Genomic DNA, 23,057 nt, shown 5'->3' on the forward strand with positions numbered 1-23,057 from the left:
GGTGCAGGAACATTGGATTATGCCTGATTGTCTGATTAGGCGTAGCCAGTCCTCATACCTATACTGGCGGGGTTAGGAGGGGAGTATCCCTTCGTGACAGTCTCGTCATCACGGTGCTGCCTCGCTCCACGAGGCCCCCGGGGCTGTCGGTCCGCGCCATGTTTCCGCGGGCGGGAGAGACCTTCGGCAGTCATTTTTGCGTGCCGCCGGAGGGTTGTTGATCGTGGTTGTTCCTTTTTGGGCCTGGACTTCTGTCATCGTCGGTCTGATCGTCGTCCTCGCCCTGGACCTCTGGATCGTTGACCGGGGTGGGCCCCGCGAGTTCTCCCTGAAGCAGGCGGGTTACTGGGTCAGCTTCTACATCACGCTCGCCGTCGTCTTCGGCATCGGCTTGTGGATCCTCGTCGGGCCGACCCCCGCAGGCCAGTTCTTCGCCGGCTACATCACCGAGTACAGCCTGAGCGTCGACAACCTTTTCGTCTTCTACATCATCATGACCCGCTTCGCGGTACCGAAGATCCATCAGCACAGGGTGCTGTTGGTCGGCGTCCTGATGGCTCTGTTCATGCGCGGTGCCTTCATTGCCGTCGGGGCCGCCGCGCTGGCCAGCTTCGGGTGGCTGTTCTACGTCTTCGGCCTGTTCCTGATCTACACCGCGGTACAGATCATCCGCCAGCACGGTCAGGACGAGAGCGAGTTCACGGAGAACGCGGTCCTGCGCTGGGCGCGGCGGATGCTGCCGCATACCGACGACTATGTGGGCTCCAAGATCACCGTTAAGGTCGACGGCAAGCGCATGGTCACCCCCCTGCTGATCGTGATGGTCGCCATCGGCACCACCGACCTGCTGTTCGCGCTCGACTCGATTCCCGCGATCTTCGGGCTCACGACCGACGCCTTCATCGTCTTCAGTGCCAACGCGTTCGCCCTGATGGGGCTGCGCCAGCTCTACTTCCTGCTGGGCGGTCTGCTGCAGCGCCTGGTCTATCTGAGCTACGGTCTTGCGGTCATCCTGAGTTTTATCGGGGTTAAGCTGATTCTCGAGGCGCTGCACTCCAGTGGCGTGTCCTGGGCACCTGAGGTGCCGATCTGGCTGTCGCTGTCGATCATCGGCGTCACTATGGTGATCACTACTGTGACCAGTCTGATCAAGATCCGTCGCGACGGACGCGAAAGCAAGGGAATCACCCCCTCCGCGAGTGGTACAGAGGGCTAGCGGATCGGGACGTGAGAGGCTTTGCTTGTCTGGTTGCGCCATATAAGGGCAGAGAAGATGGGTAGCATCCTGCCTCAAGGTAGGTAGACATGCCGGTCTAATGCCGCAAGACATGACAAAAGGTTCCCCGTGTCCCACGATTCTGCAAGCCATCAGCCAGGCCGGATACGGCTGGCACGTGGCGTCTCCCCGTGGCTGCTCCCGACCGTGGCCGCCGCCGCAGCGACCTCGCTGCTCAGCCGCCGTGACCGGCGCTGGGCGCTGGCGGCGGCTCCCCTGACCGCGCTCACGGGTGGCATGCTCTGGTTCTTCCGCGACCCCGAGCGTACGCCGGGTCCCGCCCGGATCCTGTCGCCCGCCGACGGAGTGGTGCAGAGCATCGATCCCTGGCCGGACGGCCGCACGAGGGTGGCCATCTTCATGAGCCCCCTCAACGTGCACGTCAACCGTGCGCCGCTGGCCGGTACGGTCACCTCGGTGGAGCACGTGGCCGGAGGGTTCCTGCCCGCCTTCAACAAGGACAGCGACAAGAACGAGCGGGTCGTCTGGCACCTGGACTCCGCGCTCGGCGACATCGAGCTGGTCCAGATCGCCGGTGCGGTCGCACGTCGCATCGTGCCCTATGTGACGCCGGGGACGAAGGTGGCCAAGGCTGAAAGGATCGGTCTCATCCGGTTCGGCTCGCGCGTGGACCTCTACCTTCCCGAGGGAATCGCTCCTGCCGTGTCGGTCGGGCAGCGGACCGTCGCGGGGGTGACCGGACTTGACCACGGCTGACGCGAGCTGGCCACTGGATGAGACGGACGACGAGCCCCGGGGGCCCGTCGGCAAGGCGTTCCGGCTCTCGGCGGCGGACTCCCTCTCCCTCGGCAACGCCCTGTGTGGCTTCCTCGCCGTCTGTGTGCTGGCCTGGTCGGCGATCAACCAGCTGCAGACGGGCGGGAAGTTCGCGGCTGTCCCCCAGTTCTTCGGCACCGCGGTGGTGCTGCTCCTGATCGGTGCCACCTGCGACCTGTTCGACGGCCTGGTGGCCCGGAAGTTCCGCGCCTCGGCCATGGGAGCCGAGCTGGACAACCTGGCCGATGTGATCAGCTTCGGCTTCGCCCCCGCCTTCATGGTGGTCATCTGGGGTGGCTTCACGCATACGGTGCCGTTCCCGCTGGTGATGGTCGCCGCCGCGTCGGTGCTGCTGACCGGCGTCGTCCGGCTGGCCCGCTTCGCCTGTGTGAAGACCAAGAGCGGTGACTTCATGGGGCTGCCCATCCCGATGGGCGCCATGACGGTGGTCTCGATCGTGCTGCTGTTCCCGCCGTCGGTCGTGACCCTGCTGCCGATCTTCGGTGTGGCCTACCTCATGGTGAGCCGGATCGAATACCCCAAGCCCACGGGCAACCTGGCCGCCGCGGTGCTCGCCTGGATGATGATCAACGTCGCCTGCCTGACCATCTGGGCCGCGGGACTGGCCGGCGGCGACACGCTGATCAAGGTCGGCGCCGTCATGCAGGTGACCATCGTGGCCGCGATCCCGCTGCGCGTCCTGATGTTCAAGAGGGAGAAGCGCAGGGAGCGCAGGGAGTCCGAGAGCCTCACCTGACGAGCACGGTCGACACACGGCCTCCGACGCGGACCGTCGTGTGCCGATGCCCGTACGGCCGGCGCAGAGGGACGTTCACGGGCCGATCCGCACGGCTGACGCATCGCGCGCCGGCCGTGCGACGGCAGATGGCTACCAGCCGCGCTTCCGCCACTCCGGCAGGGAGGGCCGTTCGGCGCCCAACGTGGTGTCCCTGCCGTGCCCCGGATAGACCCAGGTCTCGTCGGGCAGCCGGTCGAAGATGCGCTCCGACACGTCCGTGAAGAGCTGGTTGAAGCGTTCCGAGTCCTTGTTGGTGTTGCCGACACCGCCGGGGAACAGCGAGTCTCCGGTGAACAGGTGGCCGGGGTGGTACAGGGCGATCGAACCCGGCGTGTGCCCGCGCAGGTGGATCACCTCCAGTGTGACCACACCGACGGTGACCTCGTCGCCGTGTTCGACCTCCAGATCCACCGGAACCGGCAGCGCGGCCGCGTCGAGCGGATGCGCGATCACCGTCGCGCCCGTCGCCCTGGCGACCTGCTCCAGGGCCTGCCAGTGGTCGCCGTGCTGATGGGTGGTGACGATCTTGCTGATCGGCCGGTCGCCGATCAGGGCCAGCAGCCGGTCGGCGTCGGCGGCGGCGTCGATGAGCACGCCGTCGCCGGTGTCGTTGCACCGCACCAGGTAGGCGTTGTTGTCGAACGGGCCGACGGCCAGCTTGGAGATCGTCAGGGCGGGCAGCTCGCGCACGTCGGCGGGGCCGCCGACCTGCACGTCACCGGTGTACGTCACGGATACTCCTCGGGAGGGACAGCGGGCAGGTGAGGAGGCGCGGGCATGGTCAGCCACGGCGGCGGCGCGGGCAGCGGCCCGGCGTCGACTCCGGCGGCCCGGTGGTCACGCGTCCCCTCCGGCATCACCCTAAGCCCCGCCCCCGCTGAGCGGCCGGTCAGCCACCCCAGCAGGGTCCAGGCATCGCCCTGCACCACAGGTCCCGATCCGAGTTCTCGCCAGACCTGAAGGTGCTCGTCGCCCTCCTTGACCTCCTCGACCACGATCTCGCTGACCGTGCCGAGCTCGCGTGGCCAGGACACCATCGCGTCGTGCAGCTCCCTGCGGACGAACACCTCCGGCCAGTCGGCGCACCCGTAGCCCGCCCCCAGGTCAACGTGGTGGATCTCGACCTCCCGCAGCCGGCGGACCAGCACGTACCAGGCCGGATGGGCGGGCGGGCGCATGCCGGAGACCATCGTGGCCCACCTCTCGGCGGGGACCGTGCCGATCGCCTCTGCCAGCCGCTCAGCGCTCTCCTCCAGGTCGGCCAGCTGCTCCTTCACGGGCCGTGCGGCTCCCGCCTCGACCATGGCGTCGCGCACCGCCGTACTGCTGTACTGCGGGGTCTCGACGCCGGTTCTGGCCCATGTCACGAGGTTGACGTGGCTGTCGGCGTTGCGCGCGATGTGGGCGAGCACATGCCCCCGGGTCCAGCCGGGCAGCCGGGAGGGCGCCGCGACGTCGTCGTCGGACAATCCGGCGGCGGTGGCGAGCAGACGGGTGGTTGAGACGGCCAGCTCGGCCTGAAGCGCTTTCAGAACGTTCACCAGGACTCCTTGAACGTGAGCCCCCACCTTCGGGCGGGGATGATGTCGCCTCTCCACTCCATCATCCGGGCAGGGTGCCGGGCCAGGGCATAAACGATCGTGTTCCCGTGGTTGGAAGATGTGGTTGCGACATCAGGCGGCCTGTATGACTTGTGGGGAGACCGTAGTCTGGAGACGGCGGGGAAACCCTTGACCCTCCGGACGCTGTTCCGAAAAATTGTCGGACCCCGTCGCTAGTCTTCCCGCGACCGCTCATAACCTTCTACATCGACGTCGGGATTGCTGTGGCTGACCGCCTCATCGTGCGTGGCGCACGCGAACACAACCTCAAGGACGTCTCGCTGGACCTGCCGCGAGACTCTCTGATCGTCTTCACCGGACTGTCCGGTTCGGGCAAGTCCAGCCTGGCCTTCGACACCATCTTCGCCGAGGGGCAGCGCCGCTATGTCGAGTCGCTGTCGGCGTACGCCCGCCAGTTTCTCGGGCAGATGGACAAACCCGACGTCGACTTCATCGAGGGGCTGTCGCCCGCGGTGTCGATCGACCAGAAGTCGACGAGCCGTAACCCGCGCTCGACGGTCGGCACGATCACCGAGGTCTACGACTACCTCCGGCTGCTCTGGGCGCGCATCGGCAAGCCGCACTGCCCGCAGTGCGGCCGCACGATCGCCCGGCAGAGCCCGGAGCAGATCGTCGACCGGGTGATGGAGCTTTCGGAGGGCACCCGCTTCCAGGTGCTCGCCCCGGTGATCCGCGGCCGCAAGGGCGAATACGCCGAGCTCTTCAGCCAGCTCCAGGCCAAGGGTTTCGCGCGGGCGCGTGTCGACGGCACGGTGGTCCGGCTGGACGAGCCGCCGACGCTGAAGAAGCAGGAGAAGCACGACATCGAGGTGATCGTCGACCGGCTGGCGGTCAAGGAGAGCGCGCGCAGCCGTCTCACCGGCTCGGTGGAGACGGCCCTGCAGCTTTCGGGCGGCACGATCACGCTGGAGTTCGTCGACCTCCCCGAGGACGACCCGAACCGCGAGCGCTTCTACTCCGAGCACCTCTACTGCCCCTACGACGACCTGTCGTTCGAGGAGCTGGAGCCTCGTTCGTTCTCCTTCAACTCGCCCTTCGGCGCCTGTCCCGAGTGCACCGGCCTCGGGGTGCGGATGGAGGTCGACCCCGAGCTGATCGTGCCCGACCCGGAGAAGGCGCTGGACGACGGCGCGATCTCCCCGTGGGCCGGTGGGCACACCAGCGACTACTTCATCCGCCTCGTCGAGGCCCTCGGCCTCACCATGGGATTCACGATCACCACCCCGTGGGAGAGGCTTCCGAAGAAGGCGCAGAACGCCCTGCTGCACGGCTACGGCGAGCAGGTCCACGTCCGCTACAGCAACCGCTACGGCCGTGAGCGCTCCTACTACACCACCTTCGAGGGGGCCATCCCCTGGGTGCAGCGCCGCCATGCCGAGTCCGAGAGCGACGGCATGCGGGAGAAGTACGAAGGCTACATGCGGGAGATCCCCTGCCCGGCCTGCAAGGGGGCCAGGCTCAAGCCCGTCTCCCTGGCCGTCACGGTGGACGGCCGCTCGATCGCCGAGGTCTCGGCGATGTCGATCGGCGACTGCGCGAGGTTCCTGGCCGGGCTGGAACTGTCCGACCGGGACATGCAGATCGCCGAGCGGGTGGTCAAGGAGATCAACGCCCGGATGGGTTTCCTGCTCGACGTGGGCCTGGACTACCTGACCATGGACCGGGCGTCGGGCACCCTCGCCGGTGGCGAGGCCCAGCGCATCCGGCTGGCCACCCAGATCGGCTCGGGTCTGGTCGGCGTGCTCTACGTGCTCGACGAGCCCTCCATCGGCCTGCACCAGCGTGACAACCAGCGCCTGCTGGAGACCCTGATCAGGCTGCGGGACATGGGTAACACGCTCATCGTGGTCGAGCATGACGAGGACACCATCGCCGCGGCCGACTGGGTGGTGGACATCGGTCCCGGCGCGGGTGAGCACGGCGGCCAGGTCGTCGTCTCCGGCACGGTGGCGGACCTGCTGGCCTCCGAGGACTCGATGACCGGCGCCTACCTGGCCGGACGCAAGAGCATCGCCATCCCCGCCCAACGTCGCAAGCGCGACAGGAAACGGCAGATCACCGTGAAGGGCGCCCGCGAGCACAACCTCAAGGGCGTGGACGTGGAGTTCCCCCTCGGAGTGTTCACCGCGGTCACCGGCGTCTCGGGATCCGGCAAGTCCACGCTGGTCAACGACATCCTCTACAACGCCCTGGCCAAGGAGCTCAACGGCGCGCGCACCGTCCCCGGCCGTCACTCGAGGGTCAACGGGATGGACCTCGTCGACAAGGTCGTGCACGTGGACCAGTCACCGATCGGCCGCACCCCCCGCTCCAACCCGGCGACCTACACCGGTGTCTTCGACAAGGTCCGCGACCTGTTCGCGCAGACCACCGAGGCCAAGGTCCGCGGCTACCAGAAGGGCCGGTTCAGCTTCAACGTCAAGGGCGGCCGCTGCGAGGCATGCTCGGGCGACGGCACCATCAAGATCGAGATGAACTTCCTGCCGGATGTCTACGTACCGTGTGAGATCTGTCACGGTGCGCGATACAACCGGGAGACCCTGGAGGTTCACTACAAGGGCAAGACGATCTCCGAGGTGCTCGACATGCCGATCGAGGAGGCCCTCGGCTTCTTCGACGCGATCCCGTCCATCAAGCGTTATCTCCAGACGCTCAACGACGTCGGCCTGGGCTACGTCCGGCTGGGCCAGCCGGCCACGACGCTGTCCGGCGGTGAGGCGCAGCGGGTCAAGCTCGCCTCGGAGCTGCAGCGCCGTTCCACCGGCCGGACGATCTACGTGCTGGACGAGCCGACCACCGGCCTGCACTTCGAGGACATCCGGCGACTGCTGGGCGTGCTCGGCAAGCTCGTCGACGGCGGCAACACGGTCATCGTCATCGAGCACAACCTGGACGTGATCAAGACCGCCGACTGGCTGATCGACATGGGCCCCGAGGGGGGCTCCCGAGGCGGCAGCGTTCTCGCCACCGGTACGCCCGAAGAGGTCGCCCTGGTCGACGACAGCCACACCGGCCGCTTCCTGCGCAAGATCCTCGGCACCTGAGGCCGGAGGGAGAAGCGGGCTACCCCGTCAATACCCTTGACGGGGTAGCCCGGTTTGGCGGGGGACGTTGCGAGAAGGGCCGCGATGAGCAGCAGTGAAGATTCCACCATGCCCACACGCAGGCATGTGATCGGCGCCACGGCCGTCGTGGCCTGCGGGGCGGCGCTCACTGGCTGCGCCGGCGGCGAACCCCGTCCCGGCATCGTGCCGCCGGGCATCAAGGGCAAGGTCATCGCCCAGACGGCGGACGTGCCGGTGGGTGGCGGCAAGGTCATAACCGAATGGAAGATCGTGATCACCCAGCCCTCGGCCGGGGTGTTCAAGGCGTTCACCGCCAGCTGCCCGCACAAGGGCTGCTCGGTCGGCCGGATCGCGGACGGGATCATCCGCTGCCCCTGCCACGGCAGCGAGTTCGCCGCCGACTCCGGCAAGTGCCTCAAGGGCCCGGCCGAGGCTCCGCTGGTCGAGTTCGCGCTGAAGGTCGACGGCGACGGCATCGTGATCGTCTGATCCTGTCGCCGGGGACATGGTCGCAGACGTGCCGGAGACGTCATTCCTCACAGTTTTCCGACAGGGGATACGACATGCTGAACCGGAAGTGGGGTGCCGGCCGTGTCTGAAGGTGAGGATGAGGATTCTGGAGGACGACCATGCATGATGCGACGCGCCGTGCGGTGATACTGGGCGCGGGAGGTGCGGGAATGGCGGCGGTGCTGGCCGCGTGCGCGGGTGACGGCGAGCCGGTCGCCGACGGCGCGCCCGCCACCGCGCCCACGGCACCCCCGTCCGCCCCGGGGGCGGGTCCGGCCGCGGAGGCGGACTCGGGGGCGAAGGCGCTGGCCAGGGCCGGTGACATCCCCGAGGGGGGAGGCAAGGTCTTCAAAGATGCCAAGGTGGTGGTGACCCAGCCGAAGGCCGGGGAGTTCAAGGCCTTCACCTCTGTCTGCACCCATCAGGGGTGTGATGTCGCCACCGTCTCGGGGGGCACGATCAACTGTCCGTGCCACGGCAGCAGGTTCAGGATCGAAGACGGCTCCGTCGCCAACGGTCCGGCCGGTAAGCCTCTGGCCGAGAAGGCCATCAAGGTCGACGGCGACTCCATCACCCTGGCCTGAGCACCGATCCCCGCGCCGGCACCACGGGGGCGGGTGCGGGGACCGCACGGCGCCGAAAGCCCGGGCCAGGTAGGGGCTCCGGCCCGGGCATCCTGTCGGTGCGGGCCGATAGGCTTTCCATGTGGCGAGATCTGTGGTTGGTCCGGTGAGTTTCCGGCCGAGTCCGGGGTCGATCCCCGAGTCACCCGGCGTCTACCGGTTCAGGGACGCCGATGACCGGGTCATCTACGTGGGCAAGGCCAAGAACCTGCGCCAGCGGCTCAACTCCTACTTCGCCGACTTCGCGGGCCTCCATCCGCGCACCCAGACCATGCTCATGACCGCCGTCGACGTCGACTGGACGGTCGTCGGCACCGAGGTCGAGGCGCTCCAGCTCGAATACTCCTGGATCAAGCAGTACGATCCGCGGTTCAACGTCAAATACCGCGACGACAAGTCCTATCCGTATCTCGCGGTCACCATGGGGGAGGAGTTCCCCCGGGTCCAGGTGCTGCGCGGGTCCAAGCGCAAGGGCACCCGTTACTTCGGCCCCTACTCCCACGCCTGGGCGATCAGGGAGACGGTCGACCTGCTGCTGCGGGTGTTCCCGATCAGGAGCTGCTCGGCGGGGGTGTTCAGGCGCGCCGGCCAGATCGGCCGCCCCTGCCTGCTGGGCTACATCGACAAGTGCTCGGCACCCTGCGTCGGCAGGGTCACCGCCCAGGAGCACCGGACGCTGGCCGATGACTTCTGCGACTTCATGGCGGGCAACACCGGCCGGTTCATGAAGCGGCTGGAACGCGAGATGCGTCAGGCGGCCGCCGACCAGGAATACGAGAGGGCCGCCCGGTTGCGCGACGACATCCAGGCGCTGCTGCGGGCGATGGAGAAGCAGGCGGTGGTGCTGGGGGAGGGCACCGACTGCGACGTGATCGCGCTGGCGGAGGATCCACTGGAGGCGGCGGTCCAGGTGTTCTACGTCCGTGGCGGCCGCATCAGGGGCCAGCGCGGCTGGGTGGTCGACAAGGTCGAGGAGGCCGGGCCCGGCGAGCTGGTCGAGCAGTTCCTGCTGCAGATGTACGGCGACGCGGCTCCCGAGGCGCTGCCCAGGGAGGTGCTGGTGGCCGCCCTTCCGCCCGACGCGGAGGCGGTCACCGAGCTGCTCAGCGAGCACCGCAGAGCCCGGGTGGAGATCCGCGTCCCGCAGCGCGGAGACAAGAAGGCGCTGCTGGAGACCGTGTGGCGCAACGCCATGGAGGCGCTGAAGCAGCACAAGCTCAAGCGGGCCAGCGACCTGACCGCGCGGAGCAAGGCGCTACAGGAGGTCGCCGACGCGCTCGACCTGGACCAGGCACCGCTGCGCATCGAGTGTTACGACGTCTCTCACATCCAGGGCACCGACGTGGTGGCCTCCATGGTGGTGTTCGAGGACGGCCTGGCCCGCAAGAGCGAATACCGCAGGTTCTCCGTCCGTTCCACCGAAGGTGACGTAGCCTCGATATATGAGGTGATTTCGCGCCGGTTCAAGCGTTATCTGGAGGAGCGCTCGGCCACCGGGGAACTCGACGCCGGAGCCGGGGCCGGACCGGGCGTCGACCTGGAGACCGGCCGGCCGCGCAAGTTCGCCTACCCGCCCAATCTGGTCGTCGTGGACGGCGGCCCGGCTCAGGCGGCGGCGGCCCAGCGTGCGCTGGACGGACTGGGTGTGGACGACGTGGCGGTCTGCGGCCTGGCCAAGAGGCTGGAGGAGGTCTGGCTCCCGGGAGAGGACCTGCCGGTAATCCTTCCCCGGGCGAGCGAGGCTCTTTACCTCCTGCAGCGTGTGCGTGACGAGGCCCATCGATTCGCCATCACCTACCATCGTTCGAAGCGGTCGAAAAGCGTCAAGGAAAGTGCCCTGGACGAGGTTCCCGGGCTCGGTCCGGCCCGCAGGCAGGCCCTGATCAAGCACTTCGGATCGGTGAAACGGCTGCGGGAGGCAACCGCGGCGCAGATCTGCGAGGTTCCCGGGATCGGCCCCGCTACGGCTGAGACGATCGTGTCGGCGTTGAAGGGGGAGAACCCATGAAAGGAAGAGAGACCGCGTTCGTCATCGTCACCGGAATGTCGGGGGCGGGACGGAGCACGGCGGCCAAGGCATTGGAGGACCTGGGCTGGTTCGTCATCGACAACCTGCCGCCGGGCCTGCTGTTCGCCATGGCAGAGGAGGCCGGGCGGGTCAAGCTGGCCGCCGACAAGGTGGCCGCGGTGGTCGACGTGCGCAGCCTGGCCTTCACCACCGACCTGAACGCCGCGATCGGGGAGCTCGACGGCCGAGGCGTCGCCGTACGCGTGGTGTTCCTGGAGGCCAGTGACGAGGAGCTGGTCCGCAGGTTCGAGAACGTCCGCCGCCCGCACCCGCTCCAGGGAGACGGCAGGCTGGTCGACGGGATCGCCCGCGAGCGCGGCATCCTGCGCGAGGTCCGGGCGGACGCCGACCTGGTCATCGACACCTCCAACCTCAACGTCCACGAGCTCCGCGGTAAGATCGTCGCCTTCTTCGGCGGCGAGGACCGGCCGGGCCTGCGGGTCAACGTGGTCTCCTTCGGCTACAAGTACGGCCTGCCCGTCGACGCCGACCTGGTCGTCGACTGCCGGTTCCTGCCCAATCCGCACTGGGTTCCGGAGCTGCGCCCGATGAACGGACTTGACGCCCCGGTGCGGGAGTACGTTCTCAACCAAGCGGGTGCGAAGGAGCTCCTGGACGCCTATGAGGAGGTGATCGGCATCATCGCGGCCGGTTACACCCGCGAGGGCAAGGGATATGCCACACTCGCCGTCGGCTGCACCGGCGGCAAGCACCGCAGTGTCGCCATGGCCGAGCAGATCGGTGGCCGACTGCGGGACCGGGGTGGTATGGAGGTACAGGTAAGCCACCGGGATGTGGGCCGGGAGTGATCGAAAGTCTCAAGGTCGTCGCGCTGGGTGGAGGGCATGGGCTGTACGCGTCGCTGTCGGCGCTGCGCAGGGTCACCTCCGAGGTGACGGCGGTGGTCACGGTGGCCGACGACGGGGGATCGAGCGGGCGGCTCCGCCGCGAGCTCGGCGTGCTGCCGCCGGGAGACCTGCGGATGGCCCTGGCCGCACTCTGTGGTGACGATGAGTGGGGACGGACCTGGAGCGAGGTCGTCCAGCACCGTTTCCGCAGCGAGGGCGACCTGCACGGGCACGCGGTCGGCAACCTGCTGATCGTGGCGTTGTGGGAGAAGCTCGGCGACACGGTCGCCGGGCTCGACTGGGTCGGGCGGCTGCTCGGCGCGCACGGACGGGTGCTGCCGATGGCCTCGGTGCCGCTCGACATCGCCGCGGAGGTCGAGCTGGACGGCCGGGTGAGCACCGTGCACGGCCAGGTGGCCTGCGCGCTCACTCCCGGCCGGGTCCAGGCCATCTCGCTGGTTCCCGAGGATCCGCCCGCCTGCCCCGAGGCGGTCCAGGCGGTCCTGGACGCCGACTGGGTGGTCTTCGGCCCCGGATCGTGGTTCACCAGCGTGCTGCCCCATCTCAAGGTGCCCCAGCTGGCCGAGGCTCTGCACGCCACCGAGGCACGCCTCCTGGTGGCGTTGAACCTGGCGCCGCAGCCGGGGGAGACCGACGGTTTCTCTCCCCAGGAACATCTGGAGGTGCTGCGCCGGCACGCGCCCTCCCTGGAGATCGACGTGGTGCTCGCCGACACCGGGGTGGCCGAGGACCGGGGGGAGCTGGAGAAGGCGGCGGCCGAGCTCGGCGGGCGGCTCGTCCTGGCCGCCGTGGCCGATGGGGACGGCTCGCCGCGGCATGATGCGCAACGTCTTGCCTCCGTCCTGGACGAGATTTTCCGTGAGAAGCGTTGATCCTGGTCAGCGCTGCTCAGGAGTGCGAGAAACTTCTGTGAGCCTGGTTTATCTCGGGCCGCATGAGGTCTGTATGGGGGAGGACGAACGCACATGGCGATGACAGGTGTGGTCAAGGACGAGCTGAGCAGGCTGCCGGTCCTGAAGCCTTGCTGCCGTAAGGCCGAGGTGTCGACGCTCCTGCGGTTCGCGAGCGGGCTGCACCTGGTGGGCGGACGGATCGTGATCGAGGCGGAACTGGACACCAATGTCACGGCCAGGCGGCTCATCAAGGACATCGGCGAGGTGTTCGGCCACAAGGCGGAAGTGCTCGTCCTGGCCCCCGCGGGACTGCGCAAGGGGTCCCGCTACGTGGTGCGCGTCTACCGCGACGGGGAGGCCCTGGCCCGTCAGACCGGACTGATCGACAACCACGGCCGCCCGGTCCGCGGTCTGCCGCGCCAGGTCGTCGCGGGGGCGACCTGCGACGCCGAGGCCGCCTGGCGCGGGGCCTTCCTGGCGCACGGCTCGCTCACCGAGCCGGGCCGTTCCATGTCACTGGAGGTCACCTGCCCGGGACCGGAGGCCGCGCTCGCGCTGGTCGGGTCCGCCCGCCGGCTGAAGATCCATGCCAAGGCCCGTGAGGTCCGCGGTGTCGACCGGGTCGTGGTCCGCGACGGCGACGCGATCAGCGCGCTCCTGACCCGGCTGGGCGCCCACGACAGTGTGCTGGCCTGGGAGGAGCGGCGGATGCGCCGCGAGGTGCGGGCGACGGCCAACCGCCTGGCCAACTTCGACGACGCCAACCTGCGTCGTTCGGCCCGGGCCGCGGTCGCCGCCGGGGCGCGGGTCCAGCGCGCACTGGAGATCCTCGGCGAGGACGCCCCCGAGCACCTGGTGATCGCCGGCCGTCTCCGTGTCGAGCACAAGCAGGCCTCCCTGGAGGAGCTCGGCCAGCTCGCCGAACCGCCGCTGACCAAGGACGCCATCGCCGGACGCATCCGCCGTCTGCTCGCCATGGCCGACAAACGTGCCCAGGACATCGGCATCCCCAACACCGAGGCGAACCTCACGGTGGACATGCTGGCGCCGTAGGCCCGTGCGCGCGCGGGCCCGGAGCGACGTCCTCCCGCTCCGGAGCGACGTCCTCCCGCTCCGGAGCCGGACCGCCTCCACCCCACGATTCCTTCATATCACCGCAGGTCCTGCGGGTGCTGGGGACATCTGGAGTGACGATTCGGGCACCCCGCTTTAATGGTGCGATACGTGCCCATGGACTAAGCGACAACACACTTCACCCCACCAGTGGTCTACACCAATTTGGGTCCGATAGGGTTTGGGTTGAGGTTTCAGCCCGCCCAAGTCGCCGGTCAGGTGGACCGGCGCACCGACGTACGAGGAGATCGGCACCGTGACCATCCGCGTAGGCGTCAACGGATTCGGCCGTATCGGCCGCAACTTCTGGCGTGCGGTCGCTGCCAGCGGCAAGGACATCGAGATCGTTGCGGTCAACGACCTGACCGACAACGCCACGCTCGCCCACCTGCTCAAGTACGACAGCATCCTCGGCCGTCTGCCGTACGAGGTGAGGAGCACCGCCGACGAGATCGTCGTCGACGGCAAGTCGATCAAGGCTTTCGCCGAGCGCGATCCCGCCAAGCTGCCCTGGGGTGACCTGGGAGTGGACGTCGTGGTGGAGTCGACCGGCTTTTTCACCGACGCCAACAAGGCCCGGGTGCACGCCGACAACGGCGCCAAGAAGGTCATCATCTCGGCTCCGGCCAAGAACGAGGACGTCACCATCGTGATGGGCGTCAATCACGACACGTACGACCCGGCCAGCCACACGATCATCTCCAACGCGTCGTGCACCACCAACTGCCTGGCTCCGATGGCGAAGGTCCTCAACGACACCTTCGGCATCGAGAAGGGCCTGATGACCACCATCCACGCCTACACGCAGGACCAGAACCTGCAGGACGGCCCGCACAGCGACCTGCGCCGTGCCCGTGCCGCCGCGCTGAACATCGTGCCGACCTCCACCGGCGCCGCCAAGGCCATCGGCCTGGTGCTGCCCGAGCTCAAGGGCAAGCTCGACGGTTTCGCGCTGCGCGTGCCGATCCCCACCGGTTCGGCCACCGACCTGACCGTGGAGGTGGGTCGCGAGACCACCGTCGAGGAGGTCAACGCCGCGATGAAGGCCGCCGCCGAGGGCGTGCTCAAGGGCTTCCTGACCTACACCGAGGACCCGATCGTCTCCAGTGACATCGTCACCGACCCGTCCTCCTGCATCTTCGACGCGGGCCTGACCAAGGTGATCGGCAACCAGGTCAAGGTCGTCGGCTGGTACGACAACGAGTGGGGCTACTCCAACCGTCTCGGCGACCTCATCGAGCTGGTCGGCGCCGACCTCTGATGAAGGACCTCTCTGAGTTCGACGTGAAGGGTCGGCGCGTACTCGTCCGCGCCGACCTCAACGTCCCCCTCGACGGGGACGTCATCACCGACGACGGCCGTATCCGGGCCTCGGTGCCGACGATCAGGGAGCTCGCCGGCAAGGGCGCGCGCGTGATCGTCTGCGCTCACCTGGGGCGCCCGAAGGGTGAGCCCAACCCGAAATACTCGCTGGCCCCCGTGGCCCAGCGGCTCGGCGAGCTGCTGGGCGCCGAGGTCGCCTTCGCGACCGACGTGGTCGGGGAGTCGGCCCAGGGCATCGTGGAGGCCCTCCAGGACGGTCAGGTGGCCCTGCTGGAGAACCTGCGGTTCGAGCCGGGCGAGGAGTCCAAGGACGACGTCCGGCGCAGGGCCTTCGCCGAGCGGCTGGCCGCCCTCGCCGAGATCTACGTCGGTGACGGCTTCGGCGCCGTGCACCGCAAGCACGCCAGCGTCTACGACGTTCCGCTGCTGCTGCCGCACGCGGCGGGCAGGCTCGTCGTGGCCGAGGTCGAGGTGCTCAGGAAGCTGACCGACGACCTCGCCAGGCCGTACGCCGTGGTGCTCGGCGGCGCCAAGGTCTCCGACAAGCTCGGCGTCATCGGCAACCTGCTGACCAAGGTCGACCGGCTGCTCATCGGCGGAGGCATGGCCTACACCTTCCTGGCCGCCCAGGGCTATGAGGTAGGCCGGTCACTGCTCCAGGCCGACCAGCTCGACCAGGTGCGCGAGTTCCTCAACGAGGCGATCAAGCGCGGTGTGGAGCTCGTCCTGCCGGTCGACGTGCTGGCGGCCACGGAGTTCGCCGAGGACGCCGAGTACGAGGTGGTCGACGCCACCGCGATCCCGGCTGACCGGCAGGGGCTCGACATCGGCCCGCGCAGCCGCGAGCTGTTCGCGAGCAAGCTGACCGACGCCAGGACGGTGTTCTGGAACGGCCCGATGGGCGTCTTCGAGTTCGAGGCATTCTCGGGGGGAACCCGGGCCGTCGCCGAGGCGTTGATCCAGTCGGAGGCCTTCACCGTCGTCGGCGGCGGTGACTCGGCCGCAGCCGTGCGTAAGCTCGGCCTTCCCGAGGACGGGTTCTCGCACATCTCCACCGGTGGCGGCGCCAGCCTCGAATACCTGGAGGGCAAGACCCTGCCCGGACTCGTCGCGCTGGAGGCATAGGAGTGGACCGACGCAGTGAGCATCGTGTGACCCGGGCCTGCCCGCGGCACGACGGCTCGGTAGGGACAGACGATCCGCAGAGCAACCGAGGAGCGAGGAGCGACAGGTGAGCACAGTGCGCAAACCGCTCATGGCGGGTAACTGGAAGATGAACCTCAACCACCTTGAGGCCATCGCCCACACGCAGAAGCTGTCGTTCGCCCTGAACGACAAGGACTTCGACCGGGTCGAGGTGGCGCTTCTGCCGCCGTTCACCGATCTGCGCAGCGTGCAGACCCTGGTGGACGGCGACAAGCTGCGGTTCGTGTACGGCGGGCAGGACCTGTCGCCGCACGACGGCGGCGCCTACACCGGAGACATCTCCGGGGCGATGCTCGCCAAGCTCGGCTGCACCTTCGTCCTGGTCGGCCACTCCGAGCGCCGGCAGTACCACCACGAGGACGACGACCTGGTCAACACCAAGGTGCAGGCGGCCTACCGGCACTCGCTCACGCCGATCCTGTGCGTGGGTGAGGGCCTGACGGTCCGCAGGGCCGGGGGGCAGGTGGCCCACAGCGTCTCGCAGCTCGACGGGGCGCTCCGTAAGGTCACCGCCGACCAGGTCAGGTCCATCGTGCTGGCTTACGAGCCGGTCTGGGCGATCGGCACCGGCGAGGTGGCCACGCCGGCCGACGCGCAGGAGGTCTGTTCGGCGCTGCGTTCCCGACTCGCCGAGCTTTATGACGGTGAGGTGGCCGCCGCTGTCCGTATCCTTTACGGTGGCTCGGTCAAGTCTGACAACATCGCCGGCATCATGGCTCAACCCGATGTGGACGGTACCCTGGTTGGTGGTGCCAGTCTCGACCCGGGTGAGTTCGTCAAGATCTGCCGCTTTGGCGAAATGTCCGCCTGAGTAGGGCTGTTCGGAGGGTACGACTTGGCATCGCGTCGTACCCTCTTAGAGCAAGTTTGAATCGTCACGCCATAGGCGTCGTAACAGAGTCGCGCCCGGACGCGGGCCGCGCGTAAACAGGGAACAGGTCAACGGTGACAATCGGAATCTCCATCGCCCTCATTCTGGCGAGCATGCTGATGATCCTGCTTGTGCTGCTTCACAAGGGCAAGGGCGGTGGTCTGTCGGATCTGTTCGGTGGCGGCTTCTCTTCGTCGTTCGGAGGCTCCTCGGTCGTAGAGCGCAACCTCGACCGGCTCACCATCATCACCGGTGTAGTCTGGTTCGTTTGCATCATCGCGCTGGGTCTGCTTCTTAGGCCCTGACTCTCAAGCCCTGGCCTGGCTTTTGCGAAGCGTGACAGTGGTTCAGCCCCCCGTATCCAACCGAACGGCGGGGCCATCGAGCGAGGAGTTCATCCGTGGGTAGTGGCAACGCGATCCGTGGCAGCCGTGTCGGCGCCGGCCCGATGGGGGAGGCGGAGCGTGGTGAGGCGGCTCCCCGTGTAAGGGTCCCGTTCTGGTGCGCGAACATGCATGAGACGCGCCCCAGTTTCGCCAGCGACGCGGCCGTGCCGGAGTTCTGGGACTGCCCCCGATGTGGTCTCCCGGCCGGTCAGGACGAGGCCAACCCGCCCGCGCCACCGCGTAACGAGCCTTACAAGACGCACCTCGCGTATGTGAAGGAGCGTCGCAGCGACAAGGACGGCGCCCAGATCCTGGCTGAGGCCCTGGAGCGGCTGCGTTCCTCCTCGCGCCCGATCTACTAGGCACGGCCCGCCGAAGGTCCCCGTGGAGACCCTCCGCGGGGACCTTTCGCGTGTCCCTGGCCGGCGGGCGGTGGCCGTACCCGCCCGGAATTGGATCTTCATAGCGACTCCGGTAGCGTGCGCGGGGCCGTTGAGCGCTTCGGCGCGGCCGAGACGCACGGATGATCGCAATCCTGGAAGGACCCGCACGTATGAACGCCGGAAACCAACGTCCCCTGCGCATGCTCGTCACGGGAGGGGGGACCGGCGGCCACACCTACCCCGCGTTGACCACCGTCGCGGCCGTCCGTGAGCAGGCCGCCGGTCGCGGGCTGGACCTCGACGTGCTCTGGGTGGGTACGGCCACCGGCCTGGAGGCCCGCATCGCCGCCGAGCACGGCATCCCGTTCCGGGCGATCAAGGCGGGCAAGCTGCGCCGCTCGCCCAGCCCCCGCGAGCTGCTCACCAACCTCGCCGACATGTTCCGGATCCCGGTCGGGGTCATGCAGGCATTCGGCGTCGCCGCCCGCTACCGCCCCGATGTGGTGCTGTCCACCGGAGGGTATGTGTGCGTGCCGCTGGGGGTCGCCTCCCGGATGCTCGGCCGCCCGCTCGTGATGCACGAGCAGATCACCGCGCTGGGCCTGGCCAACCGCATCCTGGCCCGGTTCGCCACCCGGATCGCGCTCACCCATCCGTCGTCGATCGAGCACCTGCCCGCTTCGGCGCGGGACCGGGCCGTGGTCACCGGCAACCCCGTCCGGCCCCATCTGCTGGACGGCAACGCCCCGTCCGGCCGGTGGCACTTCCGCCTCTCGCCCGAGCTGCCCCTCGTCTACGTGACCGGCGGCGCCCAGGGGAGCCGACAGATCAACACCATGGTCGAGGCGGTCCTGCCCTCGCTGCTCACCCGGGCGCAGGTGCTCCACCAGTGTGGTCCCGGCTGGATCGATCAGCTCACCCAGACCGCCGCGGGTCTGCCCGAAGAGCTCGCGGGCCGATACCACCCGGTGCCCTACGTCGGCGACGAGCTGGCCCACGTGTTCGCCGCCGCCGACATCGTGGTCTCCCGCAGTGGCGCAGGCATCATCGCCGAGCTGACCGCCATCGGCAAGCCGTCCGTCCTGATCCCCCTGGTCCCGTCCGCGGGAGACGAGCAGCGTCAGAACGCCCGCTACCTGGCCGAGGCGGGAGCGGCCCGGGCGCTCCTCGAAACCGGCCCCCAGGCCGACCAGCTCCTCGCCGAGCTCGACGTCCTGCTCGCCGACCCGCACGCCCGTGACATCATGGCCAAGTCCGCCAGGTCACTCGGCCGCCTGGACGCCGCCGACGCCCTCGCCCGGGTGATCCTCCAGGAGGCGGGCGCCGCCGGCCTCGGGTGACCGGCTCACCGTCTCCCAGGTGGACCGAGCCGCCCCTGCCCGCTACCCGGTGGCCGCTGTGTGATGCTGGCAACGCGCGTGGGCTTTTCGGTGTTAGTGGCTGTGTGAGGCGATGTGACTGTGGCCGCGACGTCGGTCCGTCGCCCTGGACCGGAGCCAGTTGGCTCGGGGAGGGGCGCCAGGCTTCCGATGTGGTTGATGACTGCCCGTAGTCCGGGGCTCGGTGTGGCCCCGGAGAGGTCGTCACCACCGTCGGTGCACGGTTGCCTTACTGCCGGTCACCAGGCTTGCCGGCGGAACGTCATCGGCCACGACCGCGCCAGCGGCGACCACGGCATCACGGCCAATGCTGACACCGGGCAGGATCGTGGCACCGGCGCCGATCCACACGTTCTCCGCCACGTCGATGGGCGCGCCGCTTAGCCACCCCCGTCGCTCCTCAGGATCGACCGGGTGACCGACGGTGATGAACGTGGCCTTTGGTCCGACCATCACGCGCTCGCCGAGCCGGATGCCGGCGTAGTCCAGGAACGTGCAGTTCTGGTTGATGAACACGCGCTCCGCGAGGTCCAGGTGAAGGCCGTGGTCCGTGTAGAAGGGCGGATAGATCGTGACTCTCGTCGGCAGCGGCTTGCCGAGGATCTGTTCGAACAGTTCCGCCTTGCCTGCTTCGTTCTCGAAGGGCAGGACGTTCAGGCGGGAGGTGAGCTCGGTGACCCGCAGGACCCTCTCGGCCATGGCCTGGAACTCGGCGCTGTGGATGCGCATGAGACGGTCGCTGGACATGCCACGATCCTTTCTGGTGTACCGGTGACTGGATAAGACTCACTAGGCGCTGGTGGAGGCTGCTATCAGCAGCCGGTCGAGTCACCTTTGTCGGGGTTGGGACCTGTGAGCATGTGCGATGCCGCTGTCGCCGCGCCGTGGCGTCGTTGCCCAGGACGGGAGCCAGACCGTCTCAGGGAGCCTTGGCAGGCTTCCGAGGTGGGTGATGATTCCACGGAGTCCTGGATGTGGATTCGTTCTGGGGAGGATGAGCGAGAGTGGGTATGCGAGGGTCGGATTCACGATAGGGATGCGGCGTAGGTCGTGGTTCGCCGGCCAGATGTACCGGTCGCGTGCCCCAACGAGGGTGGCCACGTCCGCGGAGTCCGCGAGGGTGTCCAGGAGTACTTCGTCTCCGAAGTGCGGGCCTGCCGCGTCGATGCGTAGGTCGAAGTCGGTGGCGAGTTGATCGTAGAACTCTGCCCATTCGCTTCGGGGCGCGATACCCGGCACCCATATCCGGTGCTTACGCAACTGCGGTGGCGTCAGTCTTCGCGCGGAGGCGAGCGGATGTCTCGGGCCGACGAGAAGTTCCAGCGGGGAGTCGAACGCGTGGATCATTTGCACGTCGGGCGGCAGTGTGTCCGGGTCAGTGACGGTACGGAACGAGGCGTCGATATCGCCTGCTTCGACGGCGGCGACCGCCACGCGTGGGTCGTTGACCCTGAGGGTCACCACGTCGAGGTTGATTTCGGGATGCGACCGCCAATAGTCGTGCAGAACAACGGCCTGCGCGCTTCGCAGGCCGAGAACGTCGATCCGAAGGGCCCGGGAGCCCGGCCTGACCGCGGTGATGGCGCGCTCGACACCCGCGACGATGCTCCGCGCGTGGGGGAGAAATGCCTGACCATCGAGCGTCAGCTCAACTCCTCGGGCGGTACGTGTGAACAGACGGACTTCCAGCTCGCGCTCCAGGGCGGCGATCCGCTTGGAGACTGCCTGCTGCGTCACGCCCAGCTCATCGGCCGCATGTTGCAACTGTCCGAGCTCGGCCGCCCGGACGAACGATCGCAATGCCTCGGTGTCCACTGGTTCACCTTAGGCGTGCACAACTGATCGTTGTGGCTCGCCGTGGATCGGTTGTTTGATCACGCTCCAGCGTGGCTGACGTGATTCAAGCATCCAAACCGTCGGTTGTCGCGAGGAGCCATGTGCGTGTGAGATTGGGGCCCAGCTTCGGGTGGCTGTGGTCGGCCTACGCCGTCAGCACATACGGCATGTGGATCGCTTTCGGGGCATTCCTGCTCATCGCGGTCCGGGTGCTGCACTCGCCGATATTCGCCGTCTCGCTCCTGGAAGCTGCCGGCCTTGCCGTTGCCGCGATCGTTGCGGTCCCACTCGGGCCGTGGGTCGAGCGCCGGGCCAAGCGCCCCGTGATGATCGCGATGGACCTGATCCGCTTCCTCGCCATGGCGAGCGTTCCGATCGCATACCTCCTCGGCCTGCTGTCCTACGGCCAACTGCTGGTCGTCTTGGTCATCTCCGGAACGGCGAGCATCGCCTTCACCGCCGCATCCGGCGCGTACCTGAAGTACCTCGTCAACGCAGACCATCTCCTCGTCGCAAACGGGAGATTCGAGGGCACGAGCTGGGTGGCGACCGCAGCCGGCCCGCCTCTCCGCGCGCCTCGTCACCCGCTACGGCCGGCACCGCATCATGATCGCCTCCGGCTGGCTGCGCTCGATCTTCCCGCTCGGACTCGCACTAACCCGCCCCGGCATCCCCGGACTCCTCACGGTGATCATCGTCGAGACCCTGCTGATCACCAGCATGGGCATCTTCAATCCCATCAACGCGACAGAGCGCCTGCAACGCACTCCCGCCGATCACGTCGCACAGGTCCTCAGTGCGTGGAGCATCAGCTCCAAACTCGCACCCGCCACCCTCATGGTGATCTGGGGCGTGATCGCGACACTCACCAGCCCGCCCACCGCAATCACCATCTCTGGCACCCTCCTGCTCGCCACCCCTCTCTTGTTGCCGAAGCGCGCGCACATGCCCGCCTCCGTGGCAGCATCACCGTCCGAAGACGTCCGGTCCGCATGACTCACCGCAACGCCCCGCTCACGCCTGAAGGCAGGCGCCGATTCGTCGAGCGCTGCCGCACCCGCCCGGTCGCGCATGTTGCGGCGGAGATGGGCATCTCGCGCGCGACCGCATCGAAGTGGGTGAACCGCTACCGTCGGTATGGCGAGCTCGGGCTGCTAGATCGCTCGTCCGCCCCGCACCGACAGCCGACCGCTACGCCGGGCCGGCTGGTCGAGCGCATCGAGAGGATGCGGCGCGAGCGCAAGTGGTCGGCCTCCCGAATCGCGTTCGAGCTCGAGCAGGACGGCGTGGCCGTCAGCCGCCGTATCGTCAGCAGACTGCTCGCACAGCTTGGCTTGAATCGGCGTCGATTCATCGATCCCGACGGCCAACCGCCCGCATCACAACTCAGCGCAAGCGTCAGCAACGTCCTGGCCTCCTACACCTAGGCGGTTGCCGCGAGCCGATCCCGCAAATACTCCCTCAGCACCACGGCGTTGTTGTGCTCGGTGTCCTTCGCCGCGTAGAGAAGCGTGATCGGCCCGTGGCGTGCGGCGTCCAGCAGCGGGCGCACGGCATCCGGGTTGCTGTCCAGTTCCTGCCGGTAGCGGGCACGGAACTCCTCGAACCGCTCCGGGCGGTGTCCGAACCAGCGTCGTAGATCCGCCGAAGGGGCGAGGTCGTGGACCCATCCGTCGAGTTTGAGGTCCTGCTTGCGGATGCCGCGCGGCCAGATCCCGTCCACGAGGAAGGCTGTCTCCGTCTCCCCGCCGTGGTCCGCCCCGTACACCCGCCTGATGATGATGTCCCCCATCTCCCATGTCTACCCAGGCCGCGTGTCTCGGAGCGGAAGGCTCGCCGTGCCCGCCGGCGGGCACGGTTGATGGATCCCCGGCAGCGGATCCTCCTCGAAGTCGCCTGGGAGGCGCTGGACCTCCGTGAGCCGAGCGTGGCCGTGCATCAGACACGCCGCATTGCCGAGCAGAGCATGTCCTCAACCGCTATGTCCTGATTTAACGGATTATTCAGACGTCTACCAGAAAGATCCGTAAACTACGTGGCTTCCTGACACGTCTGTGA

At 68.0% G+C, this 23,057-nt stretch carries 22 protein-coding genes and 1 pseudogene; 18 read left to right on the plus strand and 5 right to left on the minus strand.

Annotated elements, in window-relative coordinates; translation table 11 throughout:
- Window positions 1-223 precede the first annotated feature (223 nt).
- The 3 genes from ACIN94_RS22950 to pssA all read left to right on the plus strand — a co-directional run bounded on the left by ACIN94_RS22950 (window position 224) and on the right by pssA (window position 2,810).
- The gene (locus ACIN94_RS22950) at window positions 224-1,216 is read left to right on the plus strand and encodes a TerC family protein (RefSeq protein WP_400709718.1); all 993 of its coding nucleotides are present in this window, start codon (window positions 224-226) and stop codon (window positions 1,214-1,216) included.
- Window positions 1,217-1,345: 129 nt separating this feature from the next.
- On the plus strand, window positions 1,346-1,993 hold the full coding sequence (locus ACIN94_RS22955; RefSeq protein WP_400709296.1) for a phosphatidylserine decarboxylase: 648 nt from the start codon (window positions 1,346-1,348) through the stop codon (window positions 1,991-1,993).
- The gene (gene pssA, locus ACIN94_RS22960; protein WP_400709299.1) at window positions 1,980-2,810 is read left to right on the plus strand and encodes a CDP-diacylglycerol--serine O-phosphatidyltransferase; all 831 of its coding nucleotides are present in this window, start codon (window positions 1,980-1,982) and stop codon (window positions 2,808-2,810) included. The genes ACIN94_RS22955 and pssA overlap by 14 nt, the downstream gene beginning before the upstream one ends.
- A gap of 132 nt (window positions 2,811-2,942) precedes the next feature.
- Here the strand turns inward: pssA and ACIN94_RS22965 are convergent, their stop codons facing one another.
- Window positions 2,943-3,584 carry an MBL fold metallo-hydrolase gene (locus ACIN94_RS22965; RefSeq protein WP_400709302.1) on the minus strand — a complete coding sequence of 214 codons (642 nt, stop codon included), beginning with the start codon at window positions 3,582-3,584 and terminating at the stop codon, window positions 2,943-2,945.
- Complete coding sequence (locus ACIN94_RS22970; protein WP_400709305.1) at window positions 3,581-4,393, minus strand: maleylpyruvate isomerase family mycothiol-dependent enzyme; 813 nt, start codon at window positions 4,391-4,393, stop codon at window positions 3,581-3,583. Before ACIN94_RS22970 ends, ACIN94_RS22965 begins: the two co-directional genes overlap by 4 nt.
- A gap of 284 nt (window positions 4,394-4,677) precedes the next feature.
- Here ACIN94_RS22970 and uvrA point away from each other — a divergent pair, with 284 nt between their 5' ends.
- The 13 genes from uvrA to ACIN94_RS23035 all read left to right on the plus strand — a co-directional run bounded on the left by uvrA (window position 4,678) and on the right by ACIN94_RS23035 (window position 19,124).
- Window positions 4,678-7,518: an excinuclease ABC subunit UvrA gene (gene uvrA, locus ACIN94_RS22975; RefSeq protein WP_400709308.1), complete on the plus strand. Its 2,841-nt coding sequence runs from the start codon at window positions 4,678-4,680 to the stop codon at window positions 7,516-7,518.
- Between the two features lie 84 nt (window positions 7,519-7,602).
- Window positions 7,603-8,028: a Rieske (2Fe-2S) protein gene (locus ACIN94_RS22980; protein ID WP_400709311.1), complete on the plus strand. Its 426-nt coding sequence runs from the start codon at window positions 7,603-7,605 to the stop codon at window positions 8,026-8,028.
- Between the two features lie 140 nt (window positions 8,029-8,168).
- Window positions 8,169-8,633 (plus strand): Rieske (2Fe-2S) protein, encoded by a 465-nt coding sequence (locus tag ACIN94_RS22985; protein ID WP_400709314.1) that lies wholly within the window; start codon window positions 8,169-8,171, stop codon window positions 8,631-8,633.
- Window positions 8,634-8,766: 133 nt separating this feature from the next.
- Window positions 8,767-10,680 (plus strand): excinuclease ABC subunit UvrC, encoded by a 1,914-nt coding sequence (uvrC, locus tag ACIN94_RS22990; protein ID WP_400709721.1) that lies wholly within the window; start codon window positions 8,767-8,769, stop codon window positions 10,678-10,680.
- Complete coding sequence (rapZ, locus tag ACIN94_RS22995; RefSeq protein ID WP_400709317.1) at window positions 10,677-11,549, plus strand: RNase adapter RapZ; 873 nt, start codon at window positions 10,677-10,679, stop codon at window positions 11,547-11,549. Before uvrC ends, rapZ begins: the two co-directional genes overlap by 4 nt.
- Entirely contained in the window at window positions 11,546-12,481 is a 936-nt protein-coding gene (yvcK, locus tag ACIN94_RS23000) for a uridine diphosphate-N-acetylglucosamine-binding protein YvcK (protein ID WP_400709320.1), read from the plus strand. Before rapZ ends, yvcK begins: the two co-directional genes overlap by 4 nt.
- Window positions 12,482-12,574: 93 nt before the next feature.
- Window positions 12,575-13,555 (plus strand): DNA-binding protein WhiA, encoded by a 981-nt coding sequence (gene whiA / locus ACIN94_RS23005; protein ID WP_400709323.1) that lies wholly within the window; start codon window positions 12,575-12,577, stop codon window positions 13,553-13,555.
- 316 nt (window positions 13,556-13,871) lie between these two features.
- Window positions 13,872-14,876: a type I glyceraldehyde-3-phosphate dehydrogenase gene (gene gap / locus ACIN94_RS23010; protein WP_400709326.1), complete on the plus strand. Its 1,005-nt coding sequence runs from the start codon at window positions 13,872-13,874 to the stop codon at window positions 14,874-14,876.
- A complete protein-coding gene (locus tag ACIN94_RS23015; protein ID WP_400709329.1) occupies window positions 14,876-16,063 on the plus strand; it encodes a phosphoglycerate kinase in 1,188 nt (395 codons plus the stop codon). Before gap ends, ACIN94_RS23015 begins: the two co-directional genes overlap by 1 nt.
- 130 nt (window positions 16,064-16,193) lie before the next feature.
- Complete coding sequence (gene tpiA / locus ACIN94_RS23020) at window positions 16,194-16,955, plus strand: triose-phosphate isomerase (RefSeq protein WP_400709724.1); 762 nt, start codon at window positions 16,194-16,196, stop codon at window positions 16,953-16,955.
- A gap of 134 nt (window positions 16,956-17,089) precedes the next feature.
- Entirely contained in the window at window positions 17,090-17,320 is a 231-nt protein-coding gene (secG, locus tag ACIN94_RS23025; RefSeq protein ID WP_400709332.1) for a preprotein translocase subunit SecG, read from the plus strand.
- A 95-nt stretch (window positions 17,321-17,415) separates the two neighbouring features.
- The gene (locus ACIN94_RS23030; protein WP_012892502.1) at window positions 17,416-17,763 is read left to right on the plus strand and encodes an RNA polymerase-binding protein RbpA; all 348 of its coding nucleotides are present in this window, start codon (window positions 17,416-17,418) and stop codon (window positions 17,761-17,763) included.
- 191 nt (window positions 17,764-17,954) lie between these two features.
- Complete coding sequence (locus ACIN94_RS23035; RefSeq protein ID WP_400709337.1) at window positions 17,955-19,124, plus strand: UDP-N-acetylglucosamine--N-acetylmuramyl-(pentapeptide) pyrophosphoryl-undecaprenol N-acetylglucosamine transferase; 1,170 nt, start codon at window positions 17,955-17,957, stop codon at window positions 19,122-19,124.
- Between the two features lie 243 nt (window positions 19,125-19,367).
- Here the strand turns inward: ACIN94_RS23035 and ACIN94_RS23040 are convergent, their stop codons facing one another.
- The gene (locus ACIN94_RS23040; protein WP_400709340.1) at window positions 19,368-19,910 is read right to left on the minus strand and encodes a DapH/DapD/GlmU-related protein; all 543 of its coding nucleotides are present in this window, start codon (window positions 19,908-19,910) and stop codon (window positions 19,368-19,370) included.
- An 81-nt stretch (window positions 19,911-19,991) separates the two neighbouring features.
- The gene (locus ACIN94_RS23045) at window positions 19,992-20,978 is read right to left on the minus strand and encodes a LysR family transcriptional regulator (RefSeq protein ID WP_400709343.1); all 987 of its coding nucleotides are present in this window, start codon (window positions 20,976-20,978) and stop codon (window positions 19,992-19,994) included.
- 627 nt (window positions 20,979-21,605) lie between these two features.
- Here ACIN94_RS23045 and ACIN94_RS23050 point away from each other — a divergent pair.
- Together ACIN94_RS23050 and ACIN94_RS23055 are read left to right on the plus strand one after the other, a co-directional pair.
- Window positions 21,606-21,995, plus strand: coding sequence for a hypothetical protein (locus ACIN94_RS23050; protein WP_400709346.1), 390 nt, complete (start codon window positions 21,606-21,608; stop codon window positions 21,993-21,995).
- Window positions 21,992-22,369: pseudogene (locus tag ACIN94_RS23055) on the plus strand (helix-turn-helix domain-containing protein); the annotation flags it as partial. The gene ACIN94_RS23050 and the pseudogene ACIN94_RS23055, both read left to right, overlap by 4 nt.
- 53 nt (window positions 22,370-22,422) lie before the next feature.
- Here the strand turns inward: ACIN94_RS23055 and ACIN94_RS23060 are convergent.
- Entirely contained in the window at window positions 22,423-22,791 is a 369-nt protein-coding gene (locus ACIN94_RS23060) for a DUF488 domain-containing protein (RefSeq protein WP_400709349.1), read from the minus strand.
- Window positions 22,792-23,057 lie beyond the last annotated feature (266 nt).

The sequence above is a fragment of the Streptosporangium sp. NPDC087985 genome (assembly GCF_044741965.1).
GTDB lineage: Bacteria > Actinomycetota > Actinomycetes > Streptosporangiales > Streptosporangiaceae > Streptosporangium.